This is a genomic window from Gordonia sp. DT219 (assembly GCF_049847065.1).
Lineage (GTDB): Bacteria > Actinomycetota > Actinomycetes > Mycobacteriales > Mycobacteriaceae > Gordonia.
This window is the reverse complement of sequence record NZ_JBNCNR010000015.1, coordinates 17117-30758: the sequence shown is the minus strand read 5'-3', so window position 1 is coordinate 30758 and position 13642 is coordinate 17117. Positions and strand designations below refer to the sequence as shown.

The following is a 13642-nucleotide window of genomic DNA, read 5'->3' as shown; positions in this document are numbered from 1 at the left end:
GTCACCGGTGTCACGTCCGGGCGTGTGGTGACTCGAAGATGAAGTGCCGTCCGCCGATCCGGACATGCGAGCCCGGCGCCAGTACGTGCGGCTGACGCGGCGTCAGCCGGAACTCGCGGCTCTGGCTCGACTGGTCGCTGACGTAAGTACCGTTCGCCGAACCCAGGTCGATGAGGTGTACATCCCATTCGACCAGCCGCAGCTCGATGTGCCGTCGGGAGAGTTGACCCGACTCGTCCTGTACGCGAATCGGTTTCGGTGTTCCGCGGCCGGCTCGGCCGGGGCTCTCGGGCTCACGGCCGAGAACGAGGTCCTCGTCGAGCAGATGCGTCGATCCGTTGTCGAGGAGCAGCCACCCCAGCGGCGGGCGTTCGCCTTCGACGAGAATGCCGGTCAACTGGTCCATCCGGATACCGCACACACCACAGAGCCACGAGCGTGGATGATTGAGATGGCCACGGCTACAGCGAATCCCGTGGACCTGAGCACGCGATTCGACCACCTTGACGACCTCGGTCGCCGGCTTCTGCCTCTCCTGCACGGGCAGCGGTTCACGGCGTTCGGGGACCGCATCCTGCAGCGAGTCGACCTGAAAGGCACCACCCGGCGCAAGTGACTGTGGTTGCGGTGACGGCGGTTGCGGTGACGGCGGTTCCGGGGGTGTCGGGTCGGGTGACGGCGGTTCCGGGGGTGTCGGGTCGATCGGGGGTGCCGGATCGGACTGCGGCGCGGGCTTCTTGGCAATCGATACCGCCGGCGCGCCTTCGGGCTTCCGCCCATCAGGCTCGAGGTCGAGGACCTCGGTACCGCGCAGACCCAGCGGTGTGTGCAGCAGCGCACCGGCGGCCGGGACGAATCCCTCGACGAGATCGTAGGTCTCCTCACCGGGCTCGGCCGGCACGGCATCGGCGAGATAGAGCCCGAGACCCTCATAGGGCCACCCGATGGCCCGATCGAATGGTTCGGTCCCGTCGCTGCGCAGCCGCCGCCCGTCGGCCTCACCGAATACCGCCCCGCTGAGGTAGATCGCGATCCCGACGCCCTCGGGCGCGGCGAAGCCGATGTCGGGCACCTCATCGAGGTCGGCGGTGGCCACCAACTGCGCCACCGCACGCACCACATGCCGACCCCGGCGTGGCATCCGGTCGGGTGTGGCCACCGACTCCTCGATCGCGAGAATGCCGGGAAGCAGCGATCGCGAACTCTCCCCGAGCACACACAAGAACGCCCGCTTGCGGATGACGATGCCCGACCCCGGCACCAATGTCACCGCAGGCGTCACATTCGGGTTGGGAACGGGCGCGCTCAAAAGAACCGACCTCCTTGGAATCTCCAGTGCGGGAAGGACACTCGAAGCGGCCCGTTGAGCACGATCCACACCAGCAACCACGTCGTCACGAACTGCAGTGCATATGCACCGGGAGGTGGCGGGCCCAGCGTGCCCGGAAAGATCGGCGCATACTGTACGACGAACCACGCGACGATGCCCTCGTTGACACCGGTGAGCAGACCGAACAACGTCGGCCAGTCCTTCTCCCAACGGAATTGCTGCAGCAGGTGATACAGCAACTCCCAGCCGACGCCGAGCACCACGATCACCGCGAGCACGATGAATGCGACGGCGTAGGTGTCACCGAGCGCGGCGCCGTCCGGGAGCAGCGGGCCGATGATCAGCGTCCACAGGCCACCGATGATGCCCAGCACCAGGATTCGGGTCTGGATACGTCCCCACAGGGTCGGCAACAACTCAGTCCACCCCTTTGCTACGTGCCCAGCGCCACCACTGGCTTGTCGAGCGCCACGGCGACAGCCTTTTGCAGAAACCTTGCCTTGCCAGGTCGTCGACGATTTCGAGCGCGGCGATCTGCAGCCCGAGAAAAGTATCGACACCCGGGAAATATCCACCAAGGGTGGCCGAGCCGGACGCATATATCTTGCCGTTACCGCTGCCGGTACCGGTGAGCTCGAAGCTGCGCGCCACATCCATCCGACCGATCGGGTTGAGGCCGGCACCGGTGTGGTCGAGCAGGTCGGCGAGCAGACGGTGTTCCCGCACATCGGCTTCGAGACCCGTGCAGTCGATCACATAGTCGGCGTAGAGCTCGAAGGTGCCATCGGGGCGGGCTTGCTGGGCGATCGGCGCATGCGGATCGACGCGGACGGTGGCGACCACGCCCTGCCCACCGGGCGCGGGCACCAGAGCCTCGGCCTTGCCGACCGCCACGCGATACCAGCCCTCACGGCGGCCCCTCGCGAGTTGTTCCTGCCAATCGTCGCGCACGGGCGTGTTGGTACCGCCCATCAGCTTATACGCCGCGGCCCGCTCGTGGCCCTCGAGTTTGCGCATACGCGACTTGAGCTGCCCGCCCCACACCGATTTGGGATAGTTGAATCCCTGATATGCCCATCCGTCTTTGCCTTTGCGGCGCATGAAGATATGCGGGCCGTGCGACTTGTCGACGTACGTGCGGAACAGGTGCACGATCTGCGTCTGCAGGCCGAGGGCGTCGCGGTCGTCGATCAACCGCTGTAACACCCGTGAGGCGACGATGCCCGCGCCACGGATCATCACCGTCCCCGGGCGGCGCTGCAACGATTGATAGATGTGCTCGTGCGGCTCATAAGCGTTGACCACCTTGCTCGCATCCCGATACGTCTCGCGGAATGCCTGCAGATCGGGCAGCAGTTTGATGCCCGGATAGCCGATGGCGACGTGTACCCACTGACTGCGGAATGCGATGCGCTTGGTCGACGAACTCCCTTGCGGCGGTGTGAGTATCGTGTAGTAGCCGCCACCGGCTCGGCGGCGGATCATCCGCACCTGCCCTTGCCGCAGGCACTGCTGGTAGCCGATCCGATGACATTCCTTCTCCATCGAGTCGAAGGCATGGCCGGCCTTGGGTGTGTAGAATTTGGCGAAGACCGGTTCTGCGAAAACTGTCCACAGCGGCCCGATCGACTTGTCGGCCCACGCCTCGCGCACCGCATACGACGGGAAACCCCAGATGTTGTCGGGAGTCGACGCCGAATCCGACCGCAGCCGTTCGCGACGCGGGATCTGCGACACCCGCGTCAGGTACTCGTATGAATGCCATGGCACATCCTGCGGCCCGAGCACCGCGATCTGGTCGAGTCGAACCCCGCAGATTCGCAGATAGTCGACGGTCACGAACGAACCGATACCCGAACCCACGGTGACGAACGCGACGTCGACCACCGGAATCCCGGCCTGCTCGACCATCGCGTCGGTCCACACGTCGGTCTCGATCAGCTCCGGGGTGAGATCGCCGCGACCGGATGGGGCCGCCCCGGACCGGAGGGGACCGGGATGCGGCGGACCGGGCGGAAACCGGCCCGGTACCGGTCGCGGCACGAACCCCGGCGCCGGGACATGGCGCGTCGGAGATGCGGGGGCAGCGGGCGGTCCAGGGCGGGGGCCCGGGCCGGCGGCGGGTGGTCCGCCGGGAGTCATCGCCGGCTCCGCAGTCTGCCGACCAGCAGATACCCGAGAATTGCTGCGGCACCGACGATCGCGATCACCGACACCGCGATGAGTGCGGTGTGCCCCGACGACGACTTCTTCTGGGCGACCGGGACGACGTTCTGGGTGACGGTCACCGGCGCCGACGTCACCCGCGGCCTCGACGTCGGTGCCGGCTGCTGCGGAGCCTGTTGCACCGTCGTCTGCGGGCGGCTCGTGGGCACCACCGTGGTCGTCGACGTCGACGGTGGTGCCGAGGGCTGCGTCGGCGGAGGTGAGGGCACGGTTTCCGACGTCGTCGGCTCGGTGGTGGAGGTCTCCGGCGGCGGGGTGGAGTCCGGCGGTTGAGAGGTGCCCGGATCACCGGGGTCGGCGGTGACCGCGGTCGACCCGGTCACCGGATCGGCGGCCACCTGCCCGGCGAGCCCCGACACCCCTGACCCGAGACCGACGAGCGCCACCGCGACGGCCGCGGCAAACAGCAGGATCCGCATCGCATGACGGGCTCGGCGCTCGGGGCGCGGGGACATGATTCCTCCAACGAGGTCGACGGCGTGACGCAGTCACTCTAACCCGTGCCCGTTGCGGCGAGCCCGATAACCAATCGAACGGAGTACGACCCGTCGTCGCTGGTGAGGGCCTATTCAGCGGGCTTCGCCTGCGGCCGCCTCGTCGTCCGATATGCCTGATCACCGTAGCGGCGGCGGAATCGTTCGACGCGCCCCTGGGTGTCGACCGGCCTGCTCGTCCCGGTCCAGAACGGATGCGAGTCGCTGGTCACGTCGACGACAACCAGCGGATAGGTGTTGCCATCGGACCATTCGACCGTCGTCGCCGACGTCATCGTCGATCGGGTACAGAATTGCGTTCCGGTGGAGGCGTCGCGGAAGACCACGGGGTGATAGTCGGGATGGATGCCGGGTTTCATGGGTGTTCCTCTCGGGGGCTCTGGGTTCGGGGGGTGTCGCGGTATTCGGCGACTGCGGGGTCGGTCAGGGTCATCTCGTCGCACGGATCGGTGTGCTCGGTACCGAACGGATCGTCGAACTCCCGCCACGCGTCGGGGCCCGCGGCCATTTCTGCGTCGTCGAGACACGCCGCGGCCAGCGCCTGGCTGATGTCGTCGCCATCGGCCCGGTGGGTGACGATGACCAGCGCGCTGTGCCGGTCACCGTATTGGGGACGCCAGCGCAACGCGGCCATCGCGCGTCGTTCGGGATCTTGTCCGGCCAGCTCGTCGGCATCCATCGCGGCCAGCCATCGACCACCCGTCGCCACCCGCAACGCCTCACCTGCCGACTCGATCCAGTACGCCTCGTCGGGTCCGGTGGCCAGCCAGAGCCGCCCGCGCGTACACACCACTCCGTCGAGCAGGACGTCGAGTGCCTCGTGCAACCGCCGCGGGTGGAACGGCCGATCGGCGTTGAATTCGACTATCCCGACCCCACATTCGTCGACCAGTGGGGGTTGGCCGCGCAGCAACGGATCGTGGGGCCCGTCGATGCGGCCGCGACGCGCTCCCTCGGGGATGGCGCGCAGCAGTTGCATGACGGTGACCGCGGTCATGCGGCGTTGCGGCAGCTCCATCGCGATCGGGACACGTGGGGCCACGCGGCGCAGAACGGCCATGAGCCGCGCCGATTGCCAGGCATCGCGCATCGCCGGGTCGGTGGCCTGCACGATCAACGCGTCGGCGAAGCCCACCTGCGCGACCGCGAGCTGAGCGAGGGTTCGCTCGTCGTCGTCGCGAACCCCCATGCCCGCCTCGGCGAGGGTGAGGTCTCCGGTCGCGTCCTCGAGCCAGCCCGACTCGGAGACACATGTCAGTGTCGCGACGATCTGGACGTCCCGCCCGGCCGGGCCGTCGATGAATCCCGGCATGTCACTCACGATGACGTTGTCGATCGCCCAGCTCAGCGCTTCCGGCTCCACCAGCGGGTCCAGTTGCAGCACTATCCGGTCCACCGAACCCCGCTGATGGAGCCGACGCAGCAGCGGGAGCAGGTCCTCCCGCAATGTGCATGACACGCAACCGTGTTCGAGGACGACCTCGGTGATCTGCTCGACGGCCGAGCCGTCGGCGGCGACCGATGTGACGGTGCGGATCACGCGGCCCGACGCGACCACCCGGAGGTCGTGGTGGACCAGCACCGTTGCCGACATGAGCATCGCGTGGGCCGCGCGTCCGAGCGCGGCCGGCTCGAGTCCGGTCACCAGCGTGACCGGTGTGCGGCGTGGCGCCGATTCCCCACCCCCAAAGATCTGCGGTTCGATGCCGACCACCCCTCCCGTAATTGAGAACGATTTTCATTTTGCTCGCACCCACGGTAGCCTGTGCCGAGTTCTAACGCCAATCATTGTCAATAGGGTGACTCTTCGTCACCAAGGAGGTGGGCATGTCTGCCCGTTGTCAGGTCACCGGCGCGACGCCCGGATTCGGCAAGGCCGTGTCGCATTCACACAAGCGGACGAACCGCCGATGGAATCCCAATATTCAGCGCCACCGCTTCTACCTGGCCGACGAGGATCGCTACATCACCCTCCGGGTCAGCGCCCGCGGCATCAAGACCATCGATCGACGCGGCATCGAGGCGGTCGTCGCCGAGATCCGCGCCCGCGGGGAGAAGATCTGATGGCGCGCAACGTGATCCGGCCGATCGTCACACTGCGGTCCACGGCCGGCACCGGCTACACCCACGTCACCCGCAAGAACCGCCGCAACGATCCCGACCGCATGGTGTTGCGCAAATACGACCCCATCGCACGCAGGCACGTCGAATTCAAGGAGGACCGCTGATGGCCAAGAAGTCCAAGATCGTCAAGAACGAGAAACGCAAGGAGGCGGTTGCGCGTTACGCCGACCGCCGGGCCGAGTACAAGCGGATCGCCTCCGATGCTGCTGCGGCCCCGGAAGATCGAGCTGCGGCCAGGCAGCGCCTGCAGGCCCTCCCCCGCGACGCCAGTCCGGTACGCATCCGCAACCGCGACGCCGTCGACGGCCGTCCGCGCGGCTACCTCGGCAAGGCCGGTGTATCGCGAATCCGCTTCCGCGAGTTGGCACATCGCGGCGAACTCCCCGGAATCAGCAAGTCGAGCTGGTGATTGGGCGGCCCACTGATCGACCTAACCGCTGCCACAGCGACGTATCGCTATCGCTACCAGCGCCCAGCCCTCCGACTCAGCAGGAGAATCCCATGTCCCCATCCGATTCCAAGCGAGGCAAGCGGCCCGACGAGAACCAGCCGCGGCCTCGCAACAAGCTCATGTCACTGGGCCTACGGCCGACCGGCCGAGAACCGGTGGACTACAAGGACGTCGAGACGTTACGGCAGTTCATCTCCGACCGCGGCAAGATCCGGCCACGCCGAGCCACCGGTCTGACACCGCAGCAGCAACGTCAGGTCGCCACCGCGATCCGCAACGCACGCGAGATGGCGTTGCTGCCCTGCGAGTCCCGTCGCTGAACGCCGTCGCCGGGTATCCGAGGAGATCAGCCGAGCTGTGGGTCGAGGCTGATCTCCTCGGCGTCGAGTTGATTGAGCATCCGCGACAACGCCTCCGACGAGTAGCTGCCCTCTCGGCGTAACCGGAGGAGGTGTCTACGTTGGGCCGCGATGATCTCGCGGCGCACCGCCCGCAGCTGGGCGCGTTCGGTGTAGTTCAGGCCGTAGCTGGCCCCGGACGTGATATCTCCTTCATTGCCGTCGTCGCTGCCGTCGTCCTGCTCGGCCTCGTGGCTGGCCTGTTCGATACGTGCACGCAGCCAAGGGATTTGCCGGACCAACTCCGATTGCGCCATCGCGGTGCGCATCGTCTGGTCCATCTCCCCGCGCAACCGTAGTCGCTCGGCCCGCTTGTTCTCGGTGGTGTCGGGCAGGTGCAGGCTCCGGATGAGCCCCGTCAACGTGCCGCCCTGCAACAGCAGCGAGGCGGCCGCCACCACGAATGCGGTCAACACCAGCAGGGACCGCGAGTGGATGTCGGTGGGCAGGGTCTGCGCCGCGGCGACGGTGACGACGCCACGCATTCCCGCCCACACCATGATGACGCCCTCCTTGCGGCCCAGCGGTGCTTCGTCGTAGTAGTTGATGTCGGCCAGCGTCCGCGTGATGCGCGCGTTGATGCGTCCGGCCGTCTCCGGCGACATGGTGTTCGGCGAGGCCTGATCCGGATCCCGCTTGTGCCGGAACCGCAATCGCCAACCCCAGCGCCGCAGCCGCTGACGTATCGGCGACTGCTCGTCCGACGACGCACCGGCGGTCGGTCTCGCGGTGTAGTTCTCGAGATATGGACGGATGGCCTGACCGCGCTGCCTGCGGTGATCGATCAGCCACACCACCGGCACGATGTAGATCGAGCGGATCACCAGCGACATCCCGAGTGCGGCCAGCCCGAGCCACACCGCATGCCCCACCCCGTCGTGTTCGTCGGCCACGTCCCGCATCAGGCCGAACAGTTCGAGGCCCATGAGGAAGAAGACGCCACCTTCGGCGAGCATCTCGACCATCCGCCAGTTCTGGGTGTCGGAGAGTCGATGGCGCGGCGTCAGGTAACGGACCGCGCCCGCGCCGGTGATCAGCCCCGCGGTCACGGCCGCGACCAGGCCCGAGGCACCCAGTTCCTCGGCGGGCAGGTAGGCGAGGTACGGCACGGTGAAGGAGATGGCGGTGTTGACCGCCGGGTCGGCGACGCGCGCACGCACCCACAGATTCAGCACACCGATGACGCCGCCGATCACCACGGCAACCACCACCGCATACGCGAAGTTCAGAACGACCCCGCCGAACGAGATGGAGGCCGCGGTCGCCGCGACCGCCGCCCGGAGCAATACCAGCGAAGTCGCGTCGTTGAGCATGCTCTCACCCTCGAGAACCGCGGTCACGCGGGAGGGAACCCCGAGCTTCTTGGCGATCGAGGTGGCCACCGCGTCGGTCGGGCTGACGATGGCACCCAACGCCACGCCGGTCGCCAGATCGATTCCGGGGATGATCGCCCGGAAGAAGAACCCCAGGGCGACAGCGCTGACCAGGACGAGCACCACCGATAGCGCGCTGATCGTGCGGAAGTCGCGGCGGAATTCCATGGTCGGCATCTGCACGGCCGCCGCATAGAGCAGCGGCGGGAGGACGCCGACCAGAATCCATTCCGGATCGAGGTGGATCGCCGGCACGAACGGGGTGATACCGATGACCGCGCCGATCACGACCAGGGCCAGGGCCGCGGGGACGCGGATACGAGGCGCCAGCTCGGTGACGGCCACGATCAACAGAATCGCGCCGATGACGATCAGGATCTTCTCCATGCCGTACATGATCTCCCGAGAGTCGTCCTTGAGGGCATCCGCATCTCGTCAGCACGTCTGATCGAGGCGATCGGTCGCAAACATGAGGAGATTTGGCACACCGACAAATGTGACATTGACCGTTGACATACGACGGCGCGCACATCTACCGTCAGTGTCAACGCTTGTTGTCGTATGAAGGCACGATGTCCGATCGCCCGTGCCGCCCGAATTCCAGGAGCCAGAGATGACCGAGGTTCTCAGGTACGTTCCCGAACAATCCAAGTCCGACACCGATCACGATTACGCACGAGTCCTCGATGACCTGTCGGCGGCGTCGGTACACCGCAACTTCGATCCCTACCTCGACATCGACTGGGATGCCCCGGAGATGGCGGTGATACCCGACGATCCGCGGTGGATTCTGTCCTATGACGTCGATCCGATCGGACGCCACCCTTGGTATCAGTCGCAGCCGCGGGACAAGCAGATCGCCATCGGCATGTGGCGTCAGGCCAACGTCGCCAAGGTCGGCCTGCAGTTCGAATCCATCCTGATCCGTGGTCTCATGCAGTACAGCTTCGCACTCCACAACGGCGACAAGCGATTTCGCTATACCACCCATGAATCCAAAGAAGAATGCAACCACACCCTGATGTTCCAGGAGATGGTGAACCGGATCGGGATGGACGTGCCCGGCGCGAAAGTGTTCTACCGTCGGGTCTCGATGTTCCTGCCGCTGATATCGACGGTCTTCCCGACGGTGTTCTTTTTCGGCATACTCGGCGGCGAGGAGCCGATCGACCACCTGCAAAAAGACTTCCTGCGCACCACCGACGACCTACATCCCGCGATGTCGGCGGTCATGCAACTGCACGTCGCCGAGGAGGCGCGGCACATCTCCTTTGCGCACCACCACCTGCGTGAGACGGTCCCGAAGAAGGGCCCGGCACGGCGCTTCCTGCTCTCGCTCACGCTCCCCATCGCCATGCGCGGGCTGCTCGGCGCGATCATGGTGCCGCCGCGGTCCTTCCGTCGCGAATTCGACATTCCGGACTCGGTGATGCGGCAGATCTTCTGGGGCTCACCGGAATCCAAACGCGTGCGGCGCAACGTCTTCGGCGACGTGCGGATGCTCGCGGAGCAGTGCGGCCTGGACAACTCGGCGGCCCGGGGCCTGTGGCGGATACTCGGCATCTCCGGTCGGTCCTCACGATTCCGCAGCGAACCCATCTACTCGGCGCCCTGATCGCCGCGACCCCGCGTCAGCTCCCCCGATAGCCATTACCCCGATAGCCGAAGACCTCTGATCCCATGCCCCATGTAGTCACGCAGGCTTGCTGTGGTGATGCGTCCTGTGTGTACGCGTGCCCGGTGAACTGTATTCACCCGACCCCCGACGAACCCGACTTCGGCATCGCCGAGATGCTCTACATCGATCCGGCCACGTGCGTGGACTGCGGCGCATGCGTCACTGCGTGCCCGGTGGGCGCGATCACCGCGTCGCATCGCCTGACCGACGGTCAGGAGCGGTTCATCGACATCAACGCGTCGATGTACCCCATCACGTCCGCCGACGCACCGGATACCGCGGCCGGACTCACCGAGGCGCGCTTTCCGGTCGACCCCGCGCGCCGCCGGCCGCTCGCCCCGATCGGGCACCCCGATACCCTCGGCGTCGACGGCCCGGTGTCGGTGGGCATCGTCGGTTCGGGACCGTCGGCGATGTACGCCGCCGACGATCTGCTGCGCTACCCGCAGGTGCGGGTGGTCATGTACGAACGGCTCGACCGCCCGTTCGGTCTGGCCCGTTTCGGCGTGGCGCCCGACCACGAGTCGACCCGGTCGGTCATGGCGCTGTTCGACGACATCGCCGGGCACCCGCGCCTCGAGATCCGCCTGGGCACCGAGATCGGCCAGGATCTGAGCCTGGAGGATCTGCGCTCGCGCCACACCGCGGTGATCTGGGCCGGCGGCGCCCCCACCGACCGGCGCCTCGAGATCGACGGCGCCGGCTCACGGGGCGTCACCAGCGCCACCTCTTTCGTCGGCTGGTACAACGATCACCCCGACTTCGCCGACCTCGACGTCGATCTCTCGGTGCCGGAGGCCGTGGTGATCGGCACCGGAAACGTCGCGCTCGATGTCGCCCGCATCCTGGTGCGCGACCCACGCGAGCTGGCCGCCACCTCGATCGCCGGCCACGCCCTCGCCACACTCCGCAACTCGGCCATCGGCCGGGTCACCATCCTGGGTCGACGCGGCGCCGAACACGCCGCGTTCACCCTGCCCGAGCTCGTCGGGCTGGTCGACGGGGGCATCCCCGTGACCGTCGACCAGTCCGACGAGGTTCCTGATCCGTCCTCGACGACCGACCCGGTCACACGCGCCAAGCTCGAGGTGCTGCGCGAGGTCGCCGCGCGTCCGACGCCGACGGTCCCGCACATCCGCTTCGCATTCGGCCGCACGCCACGCACGATCAGCGTGGTCGACGGACGTGCCTGCGGTGTCGTCGTCGACCGTTCCGACGGCGGTTCCGAGTGCGTCGAGGCCGGGTTGATCCTGACGTCCATCGGATATCGCGGTCGGCCCGTGCCCGGCCTGCCGTTCGATCCGGTCCGGGGCGTCATCCCCAACGAGAACGGCCGGGTCGTCGGCGACGGAACGGCCGGCGAACCGCTGTCCCGGTCGCCGCTGGCGGACGTGTATGTGACGGGATGGATCAAGCGCGGGCCGTCGGGGTTCATCGGCACCAACAAGACCGACTCCGCGCAGACGGTCGCCACGCTCGTCGACGATCTGCGAACCCGGGCCGGACGGGCCGGCGAGCTGGCCGCGCCGCGCCGCGGTTCCCGCATCGCATCGCTTCTCGGAAGACTCTGACCCTCCCGTATTTACAGACAGCTTTCCCCTTTTATTGGTAGGTCCGTCCCCAGAAAGCAGGATCGGTCACGATTCGGCTTCCTTTGACAATTCGCTGTGGATCAACTGATGCACTTTCGCCGACTGCCGAGTAACGTCGGCGGCGCGAATGGGGGTGTGTGCATGCCCGGAACGATTTCTCGTTTCGACTACATCGACGCGGCACGGACGATCGGCGAGCGCTTCGCCGAGTTGGTGCGCGACGTCGACTCGCCCGACGTGCGCGTCGAATCGTGTCGGGGATGGTCGCTGGCCGACTGTGTCGGACACATCGCATGCGAGCCGTCGCGCTACCTCGACCTCGTCGGCGGTAAGGACGAATGGCCCTGCCGGCCAAGCGATCTCAATGATGTCTACGCGAAGCAGATCGCCAATCTGCCCACCCGGGACACCCGGACACTGGCCGATAAGTTTCTCGCCGACCTCGATGAGCTCCTCGACACTGTTCGCCACTTCGGCGCACGGGTCCCGATGATGCGGATCGCCGGCAGCCAGCGAGTTCGCTCAGATACCGCACTGGGCATTCTCATCGGCGAGATGACGGTGCGTGGCCGCGATATCGCGCGCGTGCTCGGTGCACGCTGGGACATCGACCCGACAATCGCGCCGATGGTCACCCGCGGCGGACATCAACTCCTGCGGCCCTGGGCAGATTCGCATATCTGCCATGGACACAACGCCACCTACGACGTCCGCATCCGACGCACTTCCGAGCGGATCGTCTACCGATTCGACGACGGGCACCTCGAGATCGACCCGGCCGATTCGCCGCACCCAGACGTCTACATCAGCGTCGACCCGATCACCGTCGTCCTCGCCGCGCACGGTCGCTTCTCGGCCGGCTCGGCTCTTCTCACCGGTCGGGCGATCGCGTGGGGAACAAAGCCATGGCTGGCCGTCGGCCTCAATCGGCGCCTGGCGGCAGCCCGCAGTCTGACCGCCGCAGACATCGCCTAGAACGCGCTGCCGGTGATCGGCGCGGCCCGGTCACACGGGACCGGCCGGGGATGCGCCGGATCGAGCGCGTTGAGCACGAAGTACGCCGCCCGCCGGGAACCGGCGAGCCCGGCGTGTTCGGTGTAGTCGACCGGACATCCTTGCTGCACCACGATATTGTGAACGTTGGGACCACCGGGTAGCTGTCCGGAGGTATACGGCACGACGAGTTCGTCGTTGCGCGTGCTGACGTTGGTGTAGGTGATGCCGGGCAAGTAGACGCCGCCGGCACGCAGTTTCGTCATGAACACCGACGACGGGTCGAATTGTGCACAGGCCTGACACAGCGGGAACTGCGCGGCGCTGAGGCCGAGTTGCCGGAGAACCGGCATCAGCACCGCAGCGCCACCGACACCGGTCCCCTGCCACAGCGGTGCGAGCGAGACGTACTTGTCGATCTTGTCGTGTCCGCCGAGGAATTTCGCGTAGTAGTCGGGGATCAGCGTGCCCTGCGAGTGCCCGACGATGTCGACCTTGTGCGCGCCCGTGGCCGCGAGCACCTTCTCGACGTAGGCGGCGAGTTGCGCCGCACTGCCCTCCATCGGCGTCATCCCGCCCACGGCGCTCACCGGCCACGGCGCCCGGTCCACGACGCCATAGGTGAGCGCGAAGACGCAGTAGCCCTGATTCTTCAGCAGCGGTACGTAGGTACCCCAGTTGGTTTGTTGCGATCCGCCCGTACCGTGAACCAGCACAACGGGATTCGGATGCGCGGCCGACGGCCGGCAGGAGAGGTCATTGGAGCCGGGCAGCGACCCACCCGGGTGAGCGAGTTCGTCGGGGATGCCGCCGAGGAAGTTGTAGCCGACCGGCAACTCGGCGCGTGCGACTCCACCGCCCCCGCCGATGAGGGCGACGATCGCCCCGGCGATCACACTGACGCCGACGACCATCCTGCGCAAGCCCATGCAGGGAACCTAGCAAGTGCTTGGGCCGCGGAACGGGCGTTCGGCCGAGGTTGG

15 protein-coding genes are annotated in these 13642 nt (G+C 66.9%); 7 read left to right on the top strand and 8 right to left on the bottom strand.

Features of this window, described 5'->3' with window-relative positions:
- Positions 1-10: 10 nt before the first annotated feature.
- The 6 genes from ACPXB3_RS16560 to mrf form a co-directional block, all read right to left on the bottom strand.
- Positions 11-1309, bottom strand: coding sequence for an FHA domain-containing protein (locus tag ACPXB3_RS16560; protein WP_425728527.1), 1299 nt, complete (start codon positions 1307-1309; stop codon positions 11-13).
- Positions 1306-1746 (bottom strand): hypothetical protein, encoded by a 441-nt coding sequence (locus tag ACPXB3_RS16555; RefSeq protein ID WP_425704828.1) that lies wholly within the window; start codon positions 1744-1746, stop codon positions 1306-1308. Before ACPXB3_RS16555 ends, ACPXB3_RS16560 begins: the two co-directional genes overlap by 4 nt.
- A 1-nt stretch (position 1747) precedes the next feature.
- Complete coding sequence (locus ACPXB3_RS16550) at positions 1748-3472, bottom strand: hypothetical protein (protein ID WP_425728525.1); 1725 nt, start codon at positions 3470-3472, stop codon at positions 1748-1750.
- Complete coding sequence (locus ACPXB3_RS16545) at positions 3469-4011, bottom strand: hypothetical protein (protein ID WP_425728523.1); 543 nt, start codon at positions 4009-4011, stop codon at positions 3469-3471. Before ACPXB3_RS16545 ends, ACPXB3_RS16550 begins: the two co-directional genes overlap by 4 nt.
- Positions 4012-4121: 110 nt before the next feature.
- Positions 4122-4409: a type B 50S ribosomal protein L31 gene (locus ACPXB3_RS16540; RefSeq protein ID WP_425728521.1), complete on the bottom strand. Its 288-nt coding sequence runs from the start codon at positions 4407-4409 to the stop codon at positions 4122-4124.
- Complete coding sequence (gene mrf / locus ACPXB3_RS16535; RefSeq protein ID WP_425728519.1) at positions 4406-5764, bottom strand: ribosome hibernation factor-recruiting GTPase MRF; 1359 nt, start codon at positions 5762-5764, stop codon at positions 4406-4408. Before mrf ends, ACPXB3_RS16540 begins: the two co-directional genes overlap by 4 nt.
- A 113-nt stretch (positions 5765-5877) precedes the next feature.
- Between mrf and rpmB the strand changes: the two genes are divergently transcribed.
- From rpmB to rpsR, 4 genes are all read left to right on the top strand, one after another.
- Entirely contained in the window at positions 5878-6114 is a 237-nt protein-coding gene (rpmB, locus tag ACPXB3_RS16530) for a 50S ribosomal protein L28 (protein WP_425704832.1), read from the top strand.
- A complete protein-coding gene (rpmG, locus tag ACPXB3_RS16525) occupies positions 6114-6278 on the top strand; it encodes a 50S ribosomal protein L33 (protein WP_425728517.1) in 165 nt (54 codons plus the stop codon). Before rpmB ends, rpmG begins: the two co-directional genes overlap by 1 nt.
- The gene (rpsN, locus tag ACPXB3_RS16520) at positions 6278-6583 is read left to right on the top strand and encodes a 30S ribosomal protein S14 (RefSeq protein ID WP_425704834.1); all 306 of its coding nucleotides are present in this window, start codon (positions 6278-6280) and stop codon (positions 6581-6583) included. The genes rpmG and rpsN overlap by 1 nt, the downstream gene beginning before the upstream one ends.
- Positions 6584-6675: 92 nt before the next feature.
- Complete coding sequence (rpsR, locus tag ACPXB3_RS16515) at positions 6676-6945, top strand: 30S ribosomal protein S18 (protein WP_425728515.1); 270 nt, start codon at positions 6676-6678, stop codon at positions 6943-6945.
- A 26-nt stretch (positions 6946-6971) separates the two neighbouring features.
- Here the strand turns inward: rpsR and ACPXB3_RS16510 are convergent, their stop codons facing one another.
- Complete coding sequence (locus ACPXB3_RS16510; RefSeq protein WP_425706461.1) at positions 6972-8783, bottom strand: cation:proton antiporter; 1812 nt, start codon at positions 8781-8783, stop codon at positions 6972-6974.
- Positions 8784-9009: 226 nt separating this feature from the next.
- Between ACPXB3_RS16510 and ACPXB3_RS16505 the strand changes: the two genes are divergently transcribed.
- The 3 genes from ACPXB3_RS16505 (at position 9010) to ACPXB3_RS16495 (ending at position 12641) form a co-directional block, all read left to right on the top strand.
- Positions 9010-10011 (top strand): AurF N-oxygenase family protein, encoded by a 1002-nt coding sequence (locus tag ACPXB3_RS16505; protein WP_425728514.1) that lies wholly within the window; start codon positions 9010-9012, stop codon positions 10009-10011.
- Positions 10012-10076: 65 nt separating this feature from the next.
- Positions 10077-11645 (top strand): 4Fe-4S binding protein, encoded by a 1569-nt coding sequence (locus ACPXB3_RS16500; RefSeq protein ID WP_425728512.1) that lies wholly within the window; start codon positions 10077-10079, stop codon positions 11643-11645.
- A 162-nt stretch (positions 11646-11807) separates the two neighbouring features.
- Entirely contained in the window at positions 11808-12641 is an 834-nt protein-coding gene (locus tag ACPXB3_RS16495; protein ID WP_425728510.1) for a maleylpyruvate isomerase N-terminal domain-containing protein, read from the top strand.
- On the opposite strand, the gene ACPXB3_RS16490 is transcribed toward ACPXB3_RS16495, so the two are convergent.
- Positions 12638-13588, bottom strand: coding sequence for an esterase/lipase family protein (locus ACPXB3_RS16490; protein ID WP_425728509.1), 951 nt, complete (start codon positions 13586-13588; stop codon positions 12638-12640). The two genes, ACPXB3_RS16495 and ACPXB3_RS16490, sit on opposite strands and share 4 nt — an antisense overlap.
- Positions 13589-13642: the final 54 nt, after the last annotated feature.